We start from the raw sequence: 19,264 nt of genomic DNA, 5'->3' as shown, positions 1-19,264 counted from the left end.
TTTTATTGTCAATCAAGCGGCTTGGCTTTTCTCCGCGATAGCGGCTTCGTCCAACCTGCTGTTATAACTCAGTGTAGTAACAGGGTTAGGACCAAACTCAAAATGTGCCAATTTTCCACGCCCAATTTGCTCCGGCGGAAATAAAATACTTGCCGGAAACAGAGTGAAGCCGGAATATTTTCTTAAGCTCAACTTTAACGAATTCGACAACCTCGGACTGATGCTCAAAATCATCATCGAACTTTGCTACATAGGTGTTTGAGGGAAGTCCAATGGTTCTTTCTTTTTTCCCTTTTACAACCTTAGAATAATCTAGATTGTCTAGCGCATCGGTTATCTTTGAGTAAACGTTATTACCATGTGGCGATATACTGGCATAGCTCAAATCAAACGTAATAGTAACGAAGTAGCTCACAACACCCCCCACTGAACAATGCCGTTGTTTTTTGCATCGGCATCATGGATTAGCTTGACGATATACTTTTGGAGGACATGAAGTTCTTCCGATGACTGGAATTTTTCAGTATAGGCGTAAGTCATTGGGTGTGAGCTTATTGACAGACGCAATCCTTCAGCAAGGCTATCAGAGGTTTGGACTATAACGTTCGTTAGGGGATACGCCTGATCGTTGGTAGTGTTAATGGCAAACACGATGAATTTCCCATTGATTTGCCTTTCTACTACGCGATCAAAATACATCACGTTTCGTTCTTCTGGAGTGTTTGTCATAGAGTAGTCCTAACGTTTGAATCAGGCGTCACTCTCGGGACGCTATTGGTTTTCCAAACAGGCCGGTTCAGCCTGTTTTCTAATTGGGGTAATGCAAGTTTGCAGGCAGTTTCTTGTCCAGCTGTTCGCCCGTTTTTTCGATTGCTTGCGGAATGCCTACACCAACCAAACTGGCAGCTTTATCTAGGCCAACCAAAAATTTAGGGTAAAGCGGCGCGGCCTCTACCAATTTGGTGTCTGTATAAAGATTGCGATAGGCTGGAAGTAAATATTGAGGTGCTTTGCCGGGGGGGAGTAAAACACTGAGATACTGATCATCACGAACAGCAAACTCAATGAATTGTTGGGCTGCGGTAAGTTTTGGGCCAGTAACACTTTTATCTATAGCGAAGCTATCAACCCAAAGCAAGGGAACTCCTGATTTGTCGCCTTGATTGAATAGCTTTACCGAAATTGTTCGTGGATCAACAACGGGAGTCGGATCGGTTGGTTTTGTAATTTCTTGAAGAATGTGGTGCATGCGCTCGCTATAACCAACTAAAGCACGCCCACGCCCGTGAGCAAATTCCAACGCATAATATGGTGTGCAAATTATTCAATGCTGGCATTTTTCCATCTGATCCCTCAAACGAATGCCGACATCGAAACGCTGATCTATGCGTAACGGCTTGCATTCAAAACACGCAAAAAGCGACGGTCGACATCTAATATTGAATGCTCGCAATATAGCCCAATTTAGGCGTTGAATATGGACTTGGCGACTGTGCGATTTTTCAAACTGGTCGGTTTAAGAACAGCACAGTTTTTTTTTAAGCATTTTTTGGGGCAAACATGATGATTGACATGCCCACCAGCGCAACCGAAGAACCTACAATATCCCATAGGCTGGGTCTTATGCCATCAACCAGCCAAAGCCAAAGAATGGCGACGAATATATAGACGCCGCCATAGGCGGCGTAAATGCGGCCGGCGGCGGTAGGATGGAGAGATAAAAGCCAAGCGAAAGCAGTGAGACTGAGCGCTGCTGGAACTAAAAGCCATGGACTTTTTCCTTGGGTGAGCCATAGGTACGGTAGGTAACATCCAACAATTTCGGCTACAGCTGTTAGAAGGAATAGCAGAACGGTTCTGAATTCAAGCATTGAGAATATCTATCCTCATAAATACATGTTTATGTAACAAGCCTGCTCTGATTAGCGATAGCTGTCATCGAAGGAATATAGGCTTCGAAATGTGTTATTACGCAAGCTAATAGCATATTCTAAATGACAGCGTATTTGTTTTTTCTTGTCGGGTGATAAAATTAATGAAAACTTCCGGATTTTGCGCTATCAATTTTGAAACATTTCTCACCCTTGAGCGCCAATCAATCAAAGCCTCCGAAAGAGCATGCTGCGCCTAAGAGCCGCTAAAATAGTAGAAAACTTGTTAATATCCCCGGAGCTTTAGCATGAATAATGCGATATTTGACTTACCGAAAACAAGGCTATGTGCCGCCGTTGTTTTGGCGTGGGGTTATGCTGATCAATTAAAAGTCGAAAACGCCACAACAGCACTACAGGCCGCACTTGGTGCTGGCTGGTCTTCAACAAGTGCTTTTCAATTTATGGCCGGGAAGACGGCAAAAGCCGCTCTGGATACCGCAGACTCCGAAGAACAAATTTCACTGCTGGTCGCTTACCAGCTTGCCAAGTTAGTCAGCCATGAATTTGGCCTGGGTGCCGTCAATAAGCCTGATCATATAGACCGGGCTGAGTTGATGGCCGCAATTTCAGCTAAGCACTAACCCTATCTCTTAACAAGCTTTAACACACGTTTTTCAGGTTCTTGAATAATTGGCTGTTCTGGCGATATTGCTAGGTGAGCGGGCCGGGGCTGATCAATATCAATACCGTATTCCAAAAGTGCCGCTCGGTGCTTCTTAAGCGTTTTTTGTGAGTACAGTGTTGAAATATCCTGATCGTAAAACCAAAGCGATGCCGTAAGCTTTACCGAATGCGGCTCTTTTTCCGAAATGGCTTTTAAAATCGACTTTGGATGTTCCGGAGGATAAGCCGGATCCGGTGCAACCACCCAGCATTGCACTGGGATCAGTTCGAACTTATGTGTCTTCGCATGCTTCCATAGAAAGTAAAAATCTCTTGCCTCTTTTTCAGTGGCGAATTCCGCCGCTCGCTCCCGACCGCATATCCTGTGTTTAGCTGAAAGATATTGGCCGTACTCGTATTGAAAGTGCCAAGGCCATGCGTCATCTTGAACCGGGTCGTAAATGCCTATCAAATAACTTAGTTTCAGAATATCCATACCTGTGATACACCGTCAGAAACATGAACAGCCCTATTTATTTCGCCACAAGACGTTTCAGTATTTTATAGGCCATTGTAGAGCTAGCCCAATGTATTCGATTTCGTTGCCAATAATCATAGGCCTCATCTTCGCCGCCGAGGGTTAGAAACCCCTTATGTTTTGATTTAGGTTCACTGTGCTTAGTTTTGATAAGTTCTTTTGCAATATTCGGGTATTGCTCAATTGCGACTGTCAGCACATCGATAGCATCATCCTCTTGATCGAGCTGGAGTAAAGCAATCACCTTGGAAAAGACAATATCTGGGCCCGTGTCAGTGCTGTATTGGACACTCAAATTTAACGCTGACCGCCATTCATTAAGATTGAGATAACACTGCATCAGATGGTATCGACAACCTAAGTTGTCGTTTTGATTTACTGATACAAGACGGGCAAAGATTTCGATGGCCGCAGCAGAACCTCGATTTTCTAATAACGATAAGCCTAACGCATGGTAGGCTCGCATAAATGGCCTATTGTCTAACTCCAGCCAATTCATGTGGCTCGTTTGCCAGGAAAAGTTTGATGGGATCGCTTCCAATCCAATGCGTACAGCCTCACGCCAACATAAATAGGCTTCAAGGTCTAATTCATCTTCGGAGAATATGAGAGCCAAATGGTGTAACGCGTCTATGTAATGAGGGCATACAAACAGCAGTTTACGTAGCGTTTCTTCGGCTTCAACGAGGTTCCCGGACGTATACAATTCAACTGCATCATCAAAACTGTCCTCCGCTCCTTCTGGAAGGTTATGACGAAAAACCCATGTGTTTGGTGATTCTTCAATAAGCTTTATCATGACTTTATGAATGCGAGCGCTAGCAAAAATGTAGCTGATGTAAAAAGCGACGTACTTTAACCGTTTGTCATCTGTCACACCAGCACAGTTGCAAACATGCCTCTTATTCAGGTTCTAAGAACCAAATCCATTCGGATTTTTTCAATATTGGTGTCATTAGTTTTTCACTAATTTGGGACACTTTTCACTTTTTGTGGCCACCGACATTTCTTGTCATTTCAAATTAACCCCAAATTCATCAAATGCAATTATGCATGGCAAACATGTATTTATTCGTTGTTGCTTTGCGTTTTAATTGCTTCTAGTCTGCCCTACAATGCATTTGAAAGGTCTCAGATAGGGAAAACATCAAAAAGCCAGTGTGGTTGCGTTTAGTTCGAACGACTCGGAGACACCAATAAGCATCTGGAGGAAAACAATGAAAAACCTAATATTTTGGCTGGCACTACTTGCTTCTGCGCCACTTTTGGCCGATGGCGATCACCACGTTACAGGCATCGGGCAGGAAAAACTGGGTACGGCGAACTTTGCCGTTTCCTGTTCACCGGCAGCGCAGTTAGAGTTTAATCGCGCGGTCGCGATGCTACACTCGTTTTGGTACGACGAAGCCAAGAAAACCTTTGCTCACATCGCCGAACTCGATTCCGATTGTGTTATGGCGCACTGGGGCATTGCAATGAGCCTATACCGCCAGTTATGGGCAACACCGCCCACCCAGGCGGAATTACAAGAAGGACGTGAGGCGTTAACGCGGGCACAAGCTTTGCCGGTGAAGACCGACCGCGAAAGCCTGTACCTGGATGCTGTCGCCCAACTGTACCGATCAGAAGATGCGGACTATGGTCGGCGCAAACAAGCTTACACGCAAGCTATGGCAAAGGTGCAAGCGCAGTTCCCTGACGATCCTGAAGCCAATGTGTTCTATGCCTTAGCCTTGATTTCCACAACCGATCCTCATGACAAGAGTTATGCACAACCCAGAATGGCATTGACGCTCTTACAAAAGGTATTGAACCAAATTCCTGACCATCCCGGCGTAGCCCATTATATTATTCACGCCAGTGACAACCCCGATTTGGCCACACAGGGTTTGGCGGCTGCGCGCGCCTACGCACACATTGCCCCCGCAGTACCCCATGCACTGCATATGCCCTCGCATATTTTCATTCGATTGGGCTTATGGGAAGACGCGGCGGCGTCAAATCTGGCCGCCTATCTCGCGGCCAAAGACTACGCCAAGGATAACTTTCCAGGCAAGGTGTGGGACCAAGAACTTCATTTCATGGATTACTTGCTGTACGCCTATCTACAAGACGGCCAGAACGACAAGGCACAAGCGTTGTGGAAAGAAGTAGCCAAGATTAAAAAGACCCACCCTGAAAATTCGACGTCCGCCTACGCTTTAGCTGCAATACCGGCTCGTTATTTCGTCGAGCGTCACGCATGGACAGAAGCGGCCAAACTCTCAGTGCAGCCTCGCGATTTTCCATGGGACAAGTTTGGTTGGTGTGAGGCTATTACGCAGTTCGCACGTGGTTTGGGGGCGGCCAGAAGCGGTGAGATACAAGAGGCACAGATCAGTGAGGCGCGACTGGGCGTTATAAGGGATGGGGCAAAAGCCGAGAACAATGCCTATGCTGCGGACCAAATCGAAATTCAACGCTTGGCCGTGGCGGCCTGGATAGCGCAAGCTGATCACCGGGAACAAGAGGCGGAAACGTTACTGCGTAAAGCGGCTGATCTTGAAGACGTAACTGAAAAAGACAATGTCACGCCTGGCCCCATCTTGCCAGCTCGTGAATTGCTGGGTGATTTACTTCTTGAAATGCACCGCCCGCAAGCTGCGGCAGAAGCTTATCGGCTGTCGTTACAAAAATCACCGAAACGCCGGTACGGTCTGCAAGGATTGCGGCTTGCCGAGCAACAATCGCAAGCTCAAAGTAACTGATGGCAAGTTTCTAAGCTACGCTCCATTTAGCGCGGGTTGGCGGCGGCCCGCGCTATTCTCATACAGCCTACGATCCTGTGAAGTAATGCGAGACTGGCTAATACAAGTCTCTTTTTGGTTTTCGCCCTTCCAATAGATCGATTTCGCTAGTCAAAAATTCGACCATGCGATCCCGAAAAATGCGGACTCTTGCCGTGGTGCGTAAATCGACATGACTCAATACCCAAACGTCCTGCCCCGGTTCTATATGCTCGACAGGAATGCGCTCCAATTCAGCCACCTCATCACCCAGCGAACAGGGCAGCAAGGCTAATCCCAAGCCCTCCTTACACATGTTAAACATGGCGACACCGGAGTTCGTCCGATAAGCGCGTTTGAGCTTGGGGAAATTCTTTTTAATCCAGAACGGCAAGGTGACACCGTCGCCTATCCAGGTGATGCAGGGGGGCATATCTAGTGATAAGTTTTCTATTAGCTCCGAATGTCCGTACACTTGGAATGCCATCTTGCAGATGTGTTTACCGACAACATTAGGCGGCGGTTCGTTAACGGCTTGAACCGCAATGTCTGCTTCGCGATTAGCTAGATTTAGCACATGGTCAGCCGTGATCAACTCGATATCGACTTCGGGATAATCGCGTTTGAAATCGCGGATGACCGGCATCACAAAACGCTTGGAACACACATCGGCAACATTGATTCTGATGATCCCTGAAACTTCTTCGGTGTCGATCTCGATTTTTCGATGAATGGCATTGGCTTGTATCGCCATCTCTTCGACTTGCGTGACGATTTTTTCGCCCACCGGCGTAATGACCCATCCTTTTGCCGTGCGATCAAACAGCGGTTTTCCTAACGCGCTCTCAAGGGCAGCAATGCGTCGACTGACGGTTGATTGATTGACACCAAGCCGAATGCCGGCTTCCGTGACATTGCCTGAACGTACAACCTCGATGAAGTAACGCAGATCGTCCCAATTTGTATCATGCATATTTGCAAATCCATTATGTCGGTTTTGGTAGACGCTATGCATTTTAATCGGCATCGTGCTGTCTTACAATGAATTTGAAAGGTCGCAGACCAGGAAAATCTCCGGGAGTCGATAGTGCTACCGATCACTGGTTGAAGCGCTGATTTAACCGGTTCAAATAAAAACGATGGCGTTTGCCTAAATAAACAAATTGACACTGAAAGTGTGTCTTTCAGGGGAGAGTCGAATGAAACTTAAATATTTGCGTCCGGTGCTGCTGATCGCGGCACTGGGCATTTCTGCCTGCGCCGAAACCAGTCGGTCTGTTCATACCAACCTTGCGTCAGGGAAAGCCAAAGTCACCCTCTTGTATAAGGGGCATGTACAGCCGGTTGAGGGTAAAACTTTCTTGCCGTGGTCTACCCATGACGGCGTCCGCTCCTTGTCCACCTCGGTTTTTTTAATTGAAAGTGGCGGCAAAATATTAATCGGCGACCCAGGCGAAGTGAGGAAGGGCGAATGGCCGAAAATCATGGATAAATTAGCCGATATGGGCATTAGCCCTGAAGACGTGGATTATGTGTGGATCGACCACCACCACCCAGACCATACCATGCATTTGGGGGCATTTCCCAACGCGCCGGTGGTTGACTTCTGGTCGATCTACAAAGATGAGATATGGTCGGATCATCCCGATAATTTCGAGATTCTTCCTGGTGTAACGGTCGTCAGGACACCCGGTCACACCGAAGAAGATAGCAGCCTATTGGTGGACACCGACGAAGGCGTCATGCTCATAACCCATATGTGGTGGCATAACGATTTGACGCCTGTAGTCGACCCCGTGGGCGAAGATCAGGCCAGTTTAGACAAGTATCGTAAAGCGTTGCTCCGAAAAGCCGATTTATTGTTTCCAACACACGGCGAAATTATGAAAAATCCTTTCAAGAACAAGGAATGGGATGGTAAACCTTATGTCCCCTAAGAGTTTGACACGGCCCAGACCATTCGCCTAACGCCAACCGATTGCATGAAAAAACTATCGAGAAGAGTCTAAGGCCGAGCACTATATTTGTTAGTCCAATCCTTTCAAAATCGGTAAGCGGCCAAAGTAAAAGTGCAATGTTTCATACGTTTTACTGAATCGCTTGCCGGATTAATTCTCAACAGCGAGGCTTTTAGCTTGCGTATGCCGCGAGTGAGCTTAACAGTCGTTAGTAATGGGAGATTCGCTGCGTTTCCAGTTTTCGGCAGTGTTTCGGTTTTAACGTTGTTTTACCTAACGAAATTTCCGATTAAGCAAAATATTCGCTTGATCATGACTGACGAGTACCAATTTACCTTGGCATGCAAAGATGCATATCCATCATGCTAAATTAGAGATTGGTAATACGTTTCAGATTTGAGTTATTTTCCGTACAATTTATCTGTCTATTCTGGGGTAGGCAGTTAACTAATTGGTCTCTTCGATTTAATCTAAGGAATATGACTATGGAACAAAGCATGAACGAACTGATGAATCACACGGTCGACATGGGGCAGGCGGAAATGTTTTCCAAGGCCTGGTACAACGAATACTTCCGGCGTGCCGCAGAAAGTCCGACCCACTCACGTTTTTGCGAAGCTGTTTATGGCATCGACTTGTGCCAGCACGGCATGATGGACACCGACGAGATGGATTTTCTAGCCTCATTGCTTAAGCCCGGCGAGAAGGTGCTGGAAATCGGGTGTTCCAACGGCCACATTACAGAATACCTGCACGAAAAGTCGGGCTGCAACATTTTGGGTCTTGATTATGCCGATGCCGCCATTGCCCAGGCACAGGAAAGAACCCGGGATAAAGCCGCCGCATTGAATTTCCAGGCGGTGGACTTGATTCATGACGAATTGCCTGGCTGCGATTACGATGTCATCCTGGCCATTGATTCGATCTACTTCATGGGAGATTACAACAGGACGCTGGCCAAACTCAACGCCCGGCTGCGGCCTGGCGGTCGTATGATTATCGCAGCGTTTCAGGCCAAAGAAGAGCATGATTCCGATACGATTCTGTTGGCTGGCCATACGCGTGTGGATCAGGCTCTACAGACATTGTCATTCCGCTATGTTCAGCACGACTTCACTCCGAATATTCGCAATCACTGGATCAAAAATTACGAATTCTCCTGCAAACTTCAATCCGATTTTGCGGCAGAAGGCAACGCCTTCCTGTGCGAAGCTCGTATGGCCGAGAATGGTTGGTTCAAGGATCATGCCGAGCGTGGGACGCTGGTCAGATTCCTGTATGTGGTTGAAGATAATGCGAATATCGGGCTCTGTTAGGCGGAGATCCTCTCTGCAATAAGTCGAAGGTAAAGGGCCGCAGTGCTACTGGTTATCTTTTTAAAAATTACCGTTATTGATTGCAAAGGAAAATGACTATGTCTGGTTACGTTGATGAGGTTGTCATACCGTATGATCACGATCTTGGTCCTGTACTGTTCGAGCATTACGGCGCTGATACCGCAAGACGCATCGCCGAACAAACGCCGACCGACGTGCTGGAAATCGCTGCCGGCACTGGCATCGTCACGCGTCACTTGCGCACCTTGTTAAAGAAAGAAGCTCGCTTGACCGCCATCGACATTAGCGACTCGATGATGGATGTAGCGCGGCAAAAGTTTCAGCCCGGCGAACAAGTTGTGTTCCAAAACGCCGACGCCACGGCATTACCGTTTGATGACGAGGCCTTTGATGCTGTAATTTGCCAATTTGGCATCATGTTTTTCGACCGGGATAAAGGGTTTCGTGAGGTTTACCGAACCTTGAAGCCGGGCGGTCGATACCTATTCCGAGTGTGGGACTCCGAACGCTACAATCCCTTTGCGAGCTTGAGCTTTGAAGTGCTCAAACAATATTTTCCGTCGGATACTCCTCAGTTTTTATTCGATCCGGTTTCCTGTCATCAAATCGATCCGCTCAAGGAACAGTTGATTCAAATTGGCTTTGATCCGATTGTCATCTCTGTACAGCGTCACGTCTACGATATTCTTGATGTAACGGCCTTTGCGCGGGCTTTGGTGTACACGCCAGTGATCTTTGAAATCAGAGATCGAGGTGATGTCGATCCCGAGGAAATCGTAAAAGAACTGTCGGATGCCTTCAAAAAGGAGTTCGGTTCCAGTCCGACGCGCTATCCGATGCAAGCGATTCTTTTCGAAACAGAAAAGCCCAAGGTTTGATCTCAGCAAACAACAACATTCACTTTTGATCGATCCAGAAAAACCTATGAGACACACGTTATGAAAATAAAATCTATGAAGCTCAATCTTCGTTTCGTTGGGTTGGCGCTGCTGTTAGGACAGAGTGCATCGTATGCGATGCCCGGCATGGATATGCCATCCGGCGTAAACGCCCAAGCGCCTTCGTTGGCCAAAAGCATAGGTGCACCGATCAACTCGGACGCAGCTGAATTCGAAATGACCTACAGTGCCGACGGCAAAACGGTGTTGTTCGTTTCCACGCGTCCTGGCAGCATCGAGTCAAAAGGCAATCCTTACAGCTTTGACATCTGGATGGCGCACAACGTCAATGGTGTTTGGCAAACGCCGATTCATTTGGGGCCGGACATCGACCCCAAAGTCGGCCCGAACATTAATACTGAAGCGTGGGAACTGGAACCCAGCCTGTCCGACGACGGCAACGCGATTTATTTTACCCGCTATCAACCCGGTAATTTTTCAACTGGCGATCTGTATGTGGTACAAAAAATCAATGGGGTATGGCAACAAGCCAAAAGTTGGAATGATGCACCCGAGTTACCTCACTTAAACACTCCGACAGGTGAAGAACATTGCCCAATCATCGCATCGGATAGTCTGATCTATTTCAGTTATCAGCAACCAGGCGTGACCCAAGACAGCGATATTTGGAAAGTCGAAAAGAAAAACGGTAAATGGCAAAAACCGCAGAGCCTGGGATCAAGAATCAACTCACCGTACCGCGACCATTTGCATTGGACAGGGTTGTCGAAGGACGGCAAAAGCCTGATCATCACCAGCACACGCACCGACATGGGCTCGCGTGGCGGCCATGATGAATGGATTTCTCATCAGAATCTCAAGGGCGAATGGCAAGAGCCGTTGAACCTCGGCGATACCATCAATACCGCCGGTGAAGACATGTGCTGGTCATTCACGCCGGACGGCAAGAAGTTTTTTGGTGGCTGGGGGCCTCAAGGTTCATACAACATGGACGTGCTATGGGTCAACAAGGACGATGTCCCGTTGCTGAAAAATTTCGATCCTATTGGTCCGCCGCCAAACCTGATGGCCAAAAAACAAGGCGACAGTCAGCAGTAGTAAATAGGCGCTAAGTTCTGCGAAAAGAAGCCATTTCATAATTATGGACACACCTCGGATTCAGCGAATTTGAGGTGCCTGATACTACACATCCGCAGGACAATACATGACATTGCATTTGAATGAAGTCGAGACCGGCAAGTTGGAACAACTCCAAGGCAAAGTGATGAATGATGTCGCCGGTTCCATGGGGCTGTTGATGGCGTATATTGGCGACAAACTAGATTTGTACAGCGCGCTACTGGAAATTAGTCCGGCCAGCAGCCAGGAACTGGCCAACAATACCGGCATGGACGAACGCTATCTGCGTGAATGGCTTTCCGCCAATGCCGCCGCTGGCTACGTCAATTACGATGCCGCGTCCGGTAAGTTTTCACTGTCGCCGGAACAATCAGTCATTTTTGCCGCCGAAGGTCATCCAGCCTGCATGCAGGGATTTTTTCAGGCGGTGATGTCGGTGTATGTTGACGAGCCCAAGTTGACCGAGGTTTTCCGTTCCGGCAAAGGATTACCTTGGCGTGATCACAGCCCTTGTCTATTCTGCGGCACCGAGCGCTTTTTCCGGCCGATGTATGCGATGAACTTGATCGAGCACTGGCTGCCGGCGCTAGACGGTGTGCGAGAAAAACTCGAAGTCGGCGCTCGCGTCGCCGATGTTGGTTGCGGCCATGGCTCTTCGACAATCCTGATGGCTAAGGCGTTTCCCAACTCAACCTTCCACGGCTTCGATTTTCACGAACCCTCGATCGAACATGCCCGTGAACGAGCGCGTGACGCCGGCGTCTCAAGCAACACTATTTTTGAGGTAGTGACGGCGAAGGAATATCCGGGCAAAAACTATGACTTGGTGACCATCTTCGATGCCCTACACGACATGGGCGACCCCATCGGCGCGGCTACACATGTCGCCGGTACACTGGCTAAAGGCGGAACTTTCATGCTGGTCGAACCATTTGCTGGCGATAGTCTGGAGGAGAATCTTCATCCATTGGGGCAAATCTATTATTCGTTCTCGACCATGGTTTGCGTGCCAGCGTCCAAATCGCAAGAAGTCGGTCTTGGCTTAGGTGCCCAGGCCGGACAGAAACGGCTCACTGAAGTGCTGAACGCCGCTGGTTTCGGTCAAGTCAGACGCGCCGCTACGACGCCGACCAATCTGGTGCTAGAGGCAAAATTATAGGCGCGGTGAAGCGTGCCGTTACCGTCAGCATGGCAGGAGAGAAAATTCTTAAAACGCCGTAGAAATAATGCTCGGAAGGACTGATTAACTCCTGATTTTTTCAATACTCCTTGCCCAATCGTGAGCCGGCAAAGGATGTCGTGGATGATAGTGACAATCGGTCACTTCCGAAAAACTCCCGCATCGATATTGTAGTGCTTTAACTTCTGATGCACAGCGCGGCGGCTTATGCCAATCTCACTGGCCACTGCTGTGACATTGCCGTTATGTTTGATTAAGGCGTCCTGTAAGGTTTTGGTTTCTACCTGGCTGGCGGCGAACCGTTTTTTGCCGCGAAGATTACTTTCGTCCGTCGAAACATCGCCGTCAGGATTTACATCTACGCCGACCTTGGTGATGATTTGTCCGGGTGAAAACAGAAATGCTCGTTCCAGTACATTCTCCAACTCCCTAACGTTTCCCGGCCATTCATAGGCCATGATTTGTTGCCAGGCCTCGTTACTCAGAACCTTCGGGGGCTTGCCATAACGATGGGCAATTTGTTTCAACAGATAATTGACCAATGCAGTAATATCTTCGCGGCGTTCCCTCAAAGGCGATATGCGGATGGTCACAACGTTAAGCCGATAATACAGATCCTTGCGGAATCGCCCTTGATCGACAAGTTCCAGCAAGGGGCGGTTCGAGGCGGTTATGATACGAACGTTGCTATGTAGGACCTGCGCACCGCCAACGCGCTCGAATTCGCCTTCCTGGAGTACACGAAGAAGATTGGCTTGAGAGAGGAGCGGTAAGCTATCAATTTCGTCAAGAAAAAGGGTGCCCCCTTCTGCGCGTTCAAAAAATCCGCGCCTGAGATCGTGCGCACCGGTAAAAGCGCCTTTTTCGTGGCCGAATAAGGCGCTTTCGAGTAGGCTTTCCGGAATGGCGCCGCAATTAACCGCGACAAATTTTTGTGTGCTTCGATCACTGAGTGCGTGGATGGCCCGCGCGATGACTTCTTTGCCAACCCCCGTCTCGCCATTAATCAGCACATTGGCCGACGTGGGAGCAACCAATTCGACTGCTTGCAACGCTTCGCGCATCACCTCGGATTCGGCGATCAGCTCCGGCCGATCCAACCCGCGCTTTTGACCCGAAACAGCCTTTGGATTCCATGTTCGAGCCATTTTTTCCGAAACGCGCGCGGCGACCTCGGCAATCGCTGAACGCGAAACAATCATGCCGCCCTCGTTGAAATATTCGTCACCTTCTTCAAACTGGGCGGCTTCACGATCAGTGTAGATCGTAACTTCGCATTTCCCGTCACCAGTGGCAATACGCTTGTTGAGCACAACCTTTGCGTAGCCGAAATTTCGGGCCGCAATGCCACCAAACACCGAAGCGGTGGTGCGACATAGCTCCGGTGCTTCCTTAACGCGCTCGCCGAATGGGCAATGGAAATTTTCCACGCATAAGCAGCCTGCCGACTCACTTGGGACCTGGGAGAAGCTCCCGCCAATTTGTTTCTTGATATGTGTAATGATCGACACATATTGCTCGGGAGTGATTTTACCGGGCAGTCGCGTAGGTCGGGCACGCGCTTTTTGTGCCCGACATTTCCAATGTCTTGAAGGTGACAGGATTTCAGACCATCGAAATATTCCGAAGCATAATCGCCACATGGACGTCGGGCAACGATAAAGCGATTGCCCGACCTACAGGGCTCATTGCCAGACGGTTTCGATGGGGTTAAGTTCCGGATTGTAGGACGGCAAATGCATCACCAATCGAGAAAATAATCGTGTCTGCCCATTATTTTTCCCATTTTCCCGTGACCCCGTTTTTCATTCAGTAAGGCTTCCGGCCGACAATATTACCGGACGGCTTGTAATTACACACCCAAACCTGGCTGTCATCCCTGCAAACCGCTTTACCGCAGCCGACTTTGTCCGTGCTTTCCCATACCATTTGGGTATAATGCCCGCATGCTTTACCTCTGGCACAAGTGTTCGTGCTGTAGTTGTAATTTGCTTTTTCGCTGCCCCAGGCATTGGCGACCTGGGTTGGCGTGATAGTTTGTGCCTTGGTTGTGCCCCCGGAATACTTTAAAGCACTGGCCCAATATAAATTCTCCCCGAGTCTTTTAGCACCGCCATGTACCGGATTACAGCCGCGGGCAGCTTTAAGCTTATCGGCATACGCCTGAGCCGTATCGGCCAATGGCGCCGACCAGATTAATGGAGGAACATTCACCTCGCCGCGCCATTCATTATGTGCCGCAACCATTTCGGCTTGCTCGCCGGAAGTGAGATTAGCGGCATAAGCTGTGCTGATTACGCTGCCGATGAGCAACGCCAATAAAAGGTACATTTTCATAGTTGTTCCCTAACGGTAGTCTGGCGAAGAATGAAGGTCCATGTCATGATCCCCTTTGATGCGGAACAGAAGGGATAGCCGGCAACTCCTTAACAAAGACTGAGACAGAATGGCTTGTTCAAAAGTCCATGTTTCAATCGCGCCGTAACGAAAAGCGACACAACCGTTGGGGAGAGGTGCTTAAGAGTACGAGATCGATTGACGGCAACCCTGATTAAAACGCAGCCATGTTAAATAGGACGCCCGATTTTTACCGATGCGATTTGAATAAACGCCTGGACGCCGTTCGAAAACCGTTCATGGTGCGATCATGACTCTTGAGCCCGATGTGGCGGCAAAACCCGGTATAGGGCGCGGCTAGAGCATTTCCATATCGCCTCTAGGGAGATCATGCCGTTAAGTCCAGCCGTCATCTCGGCAGGGATTCATGCCCGGCTTTCCGGCCTGGCCCCTTTCGGGTCCATGCAAATCTGTTCCAGACAGATGTGTGCCGAGAGCCAGACGGCAGGGATGCATTAAAGCGTGCCCTCCCTGGCTTGTGGATTCGGCAACTGCGCCCTGCCATGACGCGTTTCCCCTAACTTTGCGGCATTGCTGATGACCGGACACCCAAAACGAAAATGCTTTAGTACTGGATTGCTGCCGGCAGCGAAGCCCATGAGAAAACGGGGTTCCCCAAAGGCTGGTCAAAAGCGCCGAGCGCTTGCCGCGCCCGCGGCGAACCTATGCCCCACACATAACCTGAACCTTTCGGAGACTTTATCATGATCGACACGCCTCAAATCGTACAAACGGACGAACAGCCCGCCGCAGTGATTCATCTGGTCATCCCCCGCGCCGAAATCGTCGAGTCGATGGATTCCGCCATCGCCGAAGTGTTGTCCACGCTTGCCGCTCAGGGTCTTTCCCCCGCCGGTCCCTGCTTTTCGTTCCATATGAGAAGGCCGACCGGCACGTTCGACTTCGAGGTGGGCTTTCCGGTCGACCGTCCCCTGAACCCGGCCGGCCGTGTCAAGATGGGCAAATTGCCGGCCGCCAAGGTCGCCCGCACGGTGTACCGCGGCGGTTATGAAGGGCTGGGCGCCGCCTGGGGCGAATTCTGCGCATGGCTGGACGCCGAAGGGCTGAACCCGCAGGATTGTTTATGGGAACGCTATGTTTCAGGCCCGGAATCGAATCCCGATCCCGCCACTTGGCGGACCGAGCTTAATCGTCCGCTTGCACCGTAACACCCTTGCCTTGCAACACTGCTTTTTTACGACTCCCGCTTCCGGCCATTCTTTAACCCGATTTCTTTAACTCGATTGGCGGCCGACGAACCGCGCAAGCATTCGGCTTTAAGTCAGGCCGGGCATTTTTGACGACGCGCAACAACCGCTCATTTGGCTTTCCGCTTTACCGAAGATTTCCTGCGGGTTGTGCCTTGAGACATTTTTTTCTTTGCCGCCGCATCGTCGGCCATAGCCTGATTAATCATCGCATAACAGGCGCTGTCCTTACCCAGCCCCCAATCGATCCAAGGAATAATCGCGGCGACCGGCGTCAGCAATACCCCTAAAACGGCCGAAGCCGCGCCTTTGGCAGCCAGGCGGGTCTTATCCGGCGAGACATCCGGAGATTTAAGCCGCCCTTTTACATAGATGGGTACGCGAGCACTTAAGATACTGATATCCTTTGGGCTTGCATCCAGCCGCAAGTCGGCGTTCTCTTCGCCCAGATCGATCCGGCCTGTGATCTTGACATTCGTGTCGGCTGTGTCGATCACGAACGGCTCGGTTTTCATCTGGCCGTCAGTGACCTTGAAATTGCCGATGATGCAGCGTACCCGGGTACTTTTATCCTTGGTCAGCAGGAAACCCAGCGATTCGGCTATATCCAGGCCCACCAGCTCGATCAGCAGATTGCTGACGCGTCCCTGATCCATCAGCAGGGTGATGTCGCCGTTGCCGCGTCCGAGCATGTCCGCTACCGAGTTGCCGGTCGTGTCGAGCAGAATCTGCCCGAAAAACATGCCATCGCTTTCCGGCTCGAACCGCGTCTCGGCCAGAAGCCGTTTCAGGGGCACTTTGCGAATCTTGATGTCCGCTTTCGTGGCGATGAGGTCCTTGCGCGCATCAAGCTTGATCACGGACGCGATCTGGCCGATATCGATTGTGAAATTCAACGGTTCCAGCGTAATCCGGCCGTGGTCCATTTTCAGATGCGTCTTGAACTCGTCTATCGGCAGATGCGGAGTAATGATATTGTCGCTATAAAAGTTTACGTCCGCATCGGCGGAACGGATCGCTTTCGGGTCGTAGGGATTATCGGGGAAGATGCGCTCCTTTTCTTCTTTTTCCTTGGGATCGGCGCCGATGAAGCCCGCAAGATCCTTGAAGTCGAGCCGGTGCGATTTGATATCGGCTTTCAAAAAAGGCCGCTTTTCGGGCGCGCTGTATTCAACTTTACCGGCAATATCGCTGCTGCCCATTTTTCCTTTCAAATCATGGATGAGCCAGCGCTCGTCGGCGCGCGTCACACGGCCGCTGAATTTATAAGGCGGCGTTTCGGCCAACGGCACACCGATAAAAGGCGTCAATTTGGCAAGACTGTCGCCTTGCAGATCGAGCTGAAGATTTGGCTCCTTCAATTGCACCGGGTCGGCGAAGGTACCCTCGACCCTTACCCGAGTCTCGCCGGCCACCATGCTCAGATCGACAGGATAAGGCTTGTGCTTTTCCCACAGTTCCAGCAGTGAGCCGCCTTCCATCTTCAAAATGAAAGGTTCATCCTGGAAGCGCCCCCGTCCTTGCAGGTTCACGCCCTGCTCTTTCGCGGCACCCGCCGCCGAAGCCTTTACTTCCAACTCCGTTCTGGTGTTCGGATCGCGGTAGTCGAGCTGGCTGTCTTCGAGCATCAGGCGGCCGATCTTGGGAAATTCGGTACGGTCGCTCTCTTCTTTTTCGTTGGTATCAAACTCCCAATTGCCTTGACCTTTCGCGTTCTTTTCCAGCAGCACGCGGGGTTTGGATACACTGATCTCCGGCAGTACCACATCGCCTTTCAATAAATCCCGCAGGCTGATGCTGAATTGCAGGCGATCCACGCTCAGCATCTCCGGCTTACTGCCCCAGTCGGCATTCTCCAGATCGATTTTGTTGACGGTAATGCGCGGCGTCCAGCCCATGTCGACATCCAGGTCGCCCTGAATGGCAAAGTGCCGGTTCAATTCACCGCTGATCCGGGACGATATCGGCTCGCGCAGCCAGTTCCAATCGAAGAAAGCCAGCAACACCGCGACCGCGGCGACGATGACCAGAAAAACAATCCCGACCCATTTCAAGGTACGCTGCATAGAAACCCCTCTCTGATCCCTCAATGCCGTTAAGTTTACCCCTGGGGGGTTGCAAAGCCGGCAAATGACCGGACCGGTTGACAGAACCGGCTTTGTCACTCCATTAAGCGGCTTGGTTCCGGCTGATCTTCACGGCATTGCCTGATCCGGTGCCCGGCTTGCATGCAGGCAGCAGCAAGCCGCCGTTGAACGAAATTGTCTCAGCCGATTTTATGCTTATTAAGATCAAAGACTTAATGGAGCTATCAGAGTTCATGAATAGCGGTTCCGTTGCAGTCCCTTTGGCCTACGAACGAAGTAGGCGATGACATCCCGATTGTGGGGACTTAATCCTGCGAAGGTTACCCCGACAGTCTCTGCGGTGCGAGACGCATACACGACAAATGCCGGATTAGTCCGAAGATTAAGATCTGTCAGTAAATAGGCCGTTAATGAGAATCCGGCTCAATCCTCGCAGACTGTAAAATGCCGCAATGACAGTAGAAAGATAAAGCCAGGCATGGAGCGAAACCACGCTCCAGATCAAGTCCGCGAGGTAAATAAACCCAACCTGGGCGATTATTCTGCTCAATGCCATTTCTCCGACCACGAAAAGCCTGCTCTCAACCGGAGCAAAAACACATTAGACGCCCCACGTGGATTAACCGATTTTGACGTCGTTTATTCGGTAGGACCGAAATCATCGAATTCGTATTCTTCCAGAACCTCTCTTGTGAGTTCCAGCGCGACCCGGGCTTCCTTTTCGATTTGTTCCGCCAGCGCGGCGATGGCCTTCGGATCTTTAATGCCTTCCTCATCGGATACAAGCGTGAAAATTTTACGACTGAGCTCGATAATGTCATTGTGGCGTCTAAACACTTCTGATTTTCTGCTCATGATCCCCTCATCTGGTGAGTTCCCATGACTATCTGATGTGCCGGATTAGAGTCGGCATCGGCCGACAATTCTCCCGATATTTTTTAAGGATCGGATTTTTAAGCGGAAAACATAAGCTCTCAATGGGCCGCTCTCGCCGAAAATCGGCCGGTTTTGACCCATAGGCCCGGCATATCGGTTACCCCCGTCCCGTAAAACTCACTTAATTCAGAGCTTAAGCAAGAGGTTGAACTACCCTACTTCTTGGCGTAAGCTTTGTCTTACAATCTCCCCGTTTCAAGGAGAGATTCCGTCTAAGTAGAATATGGACTTCCCTATGACAGCTACTTTTTCTTTTTTACCGTCCTACGATGCCCCGCTGGAACAACACAAGGAATACCTGCG

At 49.9% G+C, this 19,264-nt stretch carries 19 protein-coding genes; 8 read left to right on the top strand and 11 right to left on the bottom strand.

The window, feature by feature from the left end; genetic code table 11:
- Window positions 1-97: 97 nt before the first annotated feature.
- From JJL52_RS20635 to JJL52_RS20620, 4 genes are all read right to left on the bottom strand, one after another.
- Window positions 98-415, bottom strand: a complete 318-nt coding sequence (locus JJL52_RS20635) for a hypothetical protein (RefSeq protein ID WP_202054410.1) — start codon at window positions 413-415, stop codon at window positions 98-100.
- Window positions 412-729, bottom strand: a complete 318-nt coding sequence (locus JJL52_RS20630; RefSeq protein ID WP_202054409.1) for a hypothetical protein — start codon at window positions 727-729, stop codon at window positions 412-414. The genes JJL52_RS20635 and JJL52_RS20630 overlap by 4 nt, the downstream gene beginning before the upstream one ends.
- Before the next feature lie 79 nt (window positions 730-808).
- A complete protein-coding gene (locus tag JJL52_RS20625; RefSeq protein ID WP_202054408.1) occupies window positions 809-1,300 on the bottom strand; it encodes a type 2 periplasmic-binding domain-containing protein in 492 nt (163 codons plus the stop codon).
- A gap of 238 nt (window positions 1,301-1,538) precedes the next feature.
- Complete coding sequence (locus tag JJL52_RS20620) at window positions 1,539-1,871, bottom strand: YnfA family protein (protein WP_202054407.1); 333 nt, start codon at window positions 1,869-1,871, stop codon at window positions 1,539-1,541.
- A gap of 308 nt (window positions 1,872-2,179) precedes the next feature.
- Here JJL52_RS20620 and JJL52_RS20615 point away from each other — a divergent pair, with 308 nt between their 5' ends.
- On the top strand, window positions 2,180-2,515 hold the full coding sequence (locus JJL52_RS20615; protein WP_202054406.1) for a hypothetical protein: 336 nt from the start codon (window positions 2,180-2,182) through the stop codon (window positions 2,513-2,515).
- Window positions 2,516-2,517: 2 nt separating this feature from the next.
- Here JJL52_RS20615 and JJL52_RS20610 read toward each other — a convergent pair whose 3' ends face one another.
- Together JJL52_RS20610 and JJL52_RS20605 are read right to left on the bottom strand one after the other, a co-directional pair.
- Entirely contained in the window at window positions 2,518-3,033 is a 516-nt protein-coding gene (locus JJL52_RS20610) for a hypothetical protein (RefSeq protein ID WP_202054405.1), read from the bottom strand.
- 37 nt (window positions 3,034-3,070) lie between these two features.
- A complete protein-coding gene (locus tag JJL52_RS20605; protein WP_202054404.1) occupies window positions 3,071-3,952 on the bottom strand; it encodes a tetratricopeptide repeat protein in 882 nt (293 codons plus the stop codon).
- Window positions 3,953-4,292: 340 nt separating this feature from the next.
- On the opposite strand from JJL52_RS20605, the gene JJL52_RS20600 reads away from it, so the two are divergent.
- Window positions 4,293-5,822 carry a hypothetical protein gene (locus tag JJL52_RS20600; RefSeq protein ID WP_202054403.1) on the top strand — a complete coding sequence of 510 codons (1,530 nt, stop codon included), beginning with the start codon at window positions 4,293-4,295 and terminating at the stop codon, window positions 5,820-5,822.
- 97 nt (window positions 5,823-5,919) lie between these two features.
- Here JJL52_RS20600 and JJL52_RS20595 read toward each other — a convergent pair whose 3' ends face one another.
- Entirely contained in the window at window positions 5,920-6,867 is a 948-nt protein-coding gene (locus JJL52_RS20595) for a LysR family transcriptional regulator (protein WP_236994403.1), read from the bottom strand.
- Window positions 6,868-7,039: 172 nt separating this feature from the next.
- Here JJL52_RS20595 and JJL52_RS20590 point away from each other — a divergent pair, with 172 nt between their 5' ends.
- The 5 genes from JJL52_RS20590 to JJL52_RS20570 all read left to right on the top strand — a co-directional run bounded on the left by JJL52_RS20590 (window position 7,040) and on the right by JJL52_RS20570 (window position 12,312).
- Window positions 7,040-7,777 carry an MBL fold metallo-hydrolase gene (locus tag JJL52_RS20590; protein ID WP_202054402.1) on the top strand — a complete coding sequence of 246 codons (738 nt, stop codon included), beginning with the start codon at window positions 7,040-7,042 and terminating at the stop codon, window positions 7,775-7,777.
- A gap of 518 nt (window positions 7,778-8,295) precedes the next feature.
- Window positions 8,296-9,114 (top strand): class I SAM-dependent methyltransferase, encoded by an 819-nt coding sequence (locus JJL52_RS20585; protein ID WP_202054401.1) that lies wholly within the window; start codon window positions 8,296-8,298, stop codon window positions 9,112-9,114.
- A 98-nt stretch (window positions 9,115-9,212) separates the two neighbouring features.
- On the top strand, window positions 9,213-10,013 hold the full coding sequence (locus tag JJL52_RS20580) for a class I SAM-dependent methyltransferase (protein WP_202054400.1): 801 nt from the start codon (window positions 9,213-9,215) through the stop codon (window positions 10,011-10,013).
- Window positions 10,014-10,073: 60 nt separating this feature from the next.
- Window positions 10,074-11,132 carry a TolB family protein gene (locus JJL52_RS20575; protein ID WP_202054399.1) on the top strand — a complete coding sequence of 353 codons (1,059 nt, stop codon included), beginning with the start codon at window positions 10,074-10,076 and terminating at the stop codon, window positions 11,130-11,132.
- A gap of 106 nt (window positions 11,133-11,238) precedes the next feature.
- Window positions 11,239-12,312, top strand: a complete 1,074-nt coding sequence (locus tag JJL52_RS20570) for a class I SAM-dependent methyltransferase (protein ID WP_202054398.1) — start codon at window positions 11,239-11,241, stop codon at window positions 12,310-12,312.
- A 161-nt stretch (window positions 12,313-12,473) separates the two neighbouring features.
- On the opposite strand, the gene JJL52_RS20565 is transcribed toward JJL52_RS20570, so the two are convergent.
- A complete protein-coding gene (locus JJL52_RS20565) occupies window positions 12,474-13,844 on the bottom strand; it encodes a sigma 54-interacting transcriptional regulator (protein WP_202054397.1) in 1,371 nt (456 codons plus the stop codon).
- Window positions 13,845-14,142: 298 nt separating this feature from the next.
- On the bottom strand, window positions 14,143-14,670 hold the full coding sequence (locus JJL52_RS20560; protein WP_202054396.1) for a CAP domain-containing protein: 528 nt from the start codon (window positions 14,668-14,670) through the stop codon (window positions 14,143-14,145).
- A gap of 764 nt (window positions 14,671-15,434) precedes the next feature.
- Between JJL52_RS20560 and JJL52_RS20555 the strand changes: the two genes are divergently transcribed.
- A complete protein-coding gene (locus JJL52_RS20555) occupies window positions 15,435-15,899 on the top strand; it encodes a GyrI-like domain-containing protein (protein WP_202054395.1) in 465 nt (154 codons plus the stop codon).
- A gap of 149 nt (window positions 15,900-16,048) precedes the next feature.
- Here the strand turns inward: JJL52_RS20555 and JJL52_RS20550 are convergent, their stop codons facing one another.
- Window positions 16,049-18,004 (bottom strand): AsmA family protein, encoded by a 1,956-nt coding sequence (locus JJL52_RS20550; RefSeq protein ID WP_202054394.1) that lies wholly within the window; start codon window positions 18,002-18,004, stop codon window positions 16,049-16,051.
- Window positions 18,005-18,664: 660 nt separating this feature from the next.
- On the bottom strand, window positions 18,665-18,880 hold the full coding sequence (locus JJL52_RS20545; RefSeq protein WP_202054393.1) for a hypothetical protein: 216 nt from the start codon (window positions 18,878-18,880) through the stop codon (window positions 18,665-18,667).
- Window positions 18,881-19,264 lie beyond the last annotated feature (384 nt).

The organism is Candidatus Methylomicrobium oryzae, assembly GCF_016745425.1.
Taxonomy (GTDB): domain Bacteria; phylum Pseudomonadota; class Gammaproteobacteria; order Methylococcales; family Methylomonadaceae; genus Methylomicrobium; species Methylomicrobium oryzae.
This window is presented reverse-complemented; position numbering and strand designations above follow the sequence as displayed.

What these genes read in the sequence shown, in the direction of transcription:
- JJL52_RS20630 (WP_202054409.1), bottom strand. Translation starts at nt 729, where the DNA reads ATGACAAACACTCCAGAAGAACGAAACGTGATGTATTTTGATCGCGTA.
- JJL52_RS20620 (WP_202054407.1), bottom strand. Translation starts at nt 1,871, where the DNA reads ATGCTTGAATTCAGAACCGTTCTGCTATTCCTTCTAACAGCTGTAGCC.
- JJL52_RS20615 (WP_202054406.1), top strand. Translation starts at nt 2,180, where the DNA reads ATGAATAATGCGATATTTGACTTACCGAAAACAAGGCTATGTGCCGCC.
- JJL52_RS20610 (WP_202054405.1), bottom strand. Translation starts at nt 3,033, where the DNA reads ATGGATATTCTGAAACTAAGTTATTTGATAGGCATTTACGACCCGGTT.
- JJL52_RS20600 (WP_202054403.1), top strand. Translation starts at nt 4,293, where the DNA reads ATGAAAAACCTAATATTTTGGCTGGCACTACTTGCTTCTGCGCCACTT.
- JJL52_RS20595 (WP_236994403.1), bottom strand. Translation starts at nt 6,867, where the DNA reads ATGCCGATTAAAATGCATAGCGTCTACCAAAACCGACATAATGGATTT.
- JJL52_RS20590 (WP_202054402.1), top strand. Translation starts at nt 7,040, where the DNA reads ATGAAACTTAAATATTTGCGTCCGGTGCTGCTGATCGCGGCACTGGGC.
- JJL52_RS20585 (WP_202054401.1), top strand. Translation starts at nt 8,296, where the DNA reads ATGAACGAACTGATGAATCACACGGTCGACATGGGGCAGGCGGAAATG.
- JJL52_RS20580 (WP_202054400.1), top strand. Translation starts at nt 9,213, where the DNA reads ATGTCTGGTTACGTTGATGAGGTTGTCATACCGTATGATCACGATCTT.
- JJL52_RS20575 (WP_202054399.1), top strand. Translation starts at nt 10,074, where the DNA reads ATGAAAATAAAATCTATGAAGCTCAATCTTCGTTTCGTTGGGTTGGCG.
- JJL52_RS20570 (WP_202054398.1), top strand. Translation starts at nt 11,239, where the DNA reads ATGACATTGCATTTGAATGAAGTCGAGACCGGCAAGTTGGAACAACTC.
- JJL52_RS20560 (WP_202054396.1), bottom strand. Translation starts at nt 14,670, where the DNA reads ATGAAAATGTACCTTTTATTGGCGTTGCTCATCGGCAGCGTAATCAGC.
- JJL52_RS20555 (WP_202054395.1), top strand. Translation starts at nt 15,435, where the DNA reads ATGATCGACACGCCTCAAATCGTACAAACGGACGAACAGCCCGCCGCA.
- JJL52_RS20550 (WP_202054394.1), bottom strand. Translation starts at nt 18,004, where the DNA reads ATGCAGCGTACCTTGAAATGGGTCGGGATTGTTTTTCTGGTCATCGTC.
- JJL52_RS20545 (WP_202054393.1), bottom strand. Translation starts at nt 18,880, where the DNA reads ATGAGCAGAAAATCAGAAGTGTTTAGACGCCACAATGACATTATCGAG.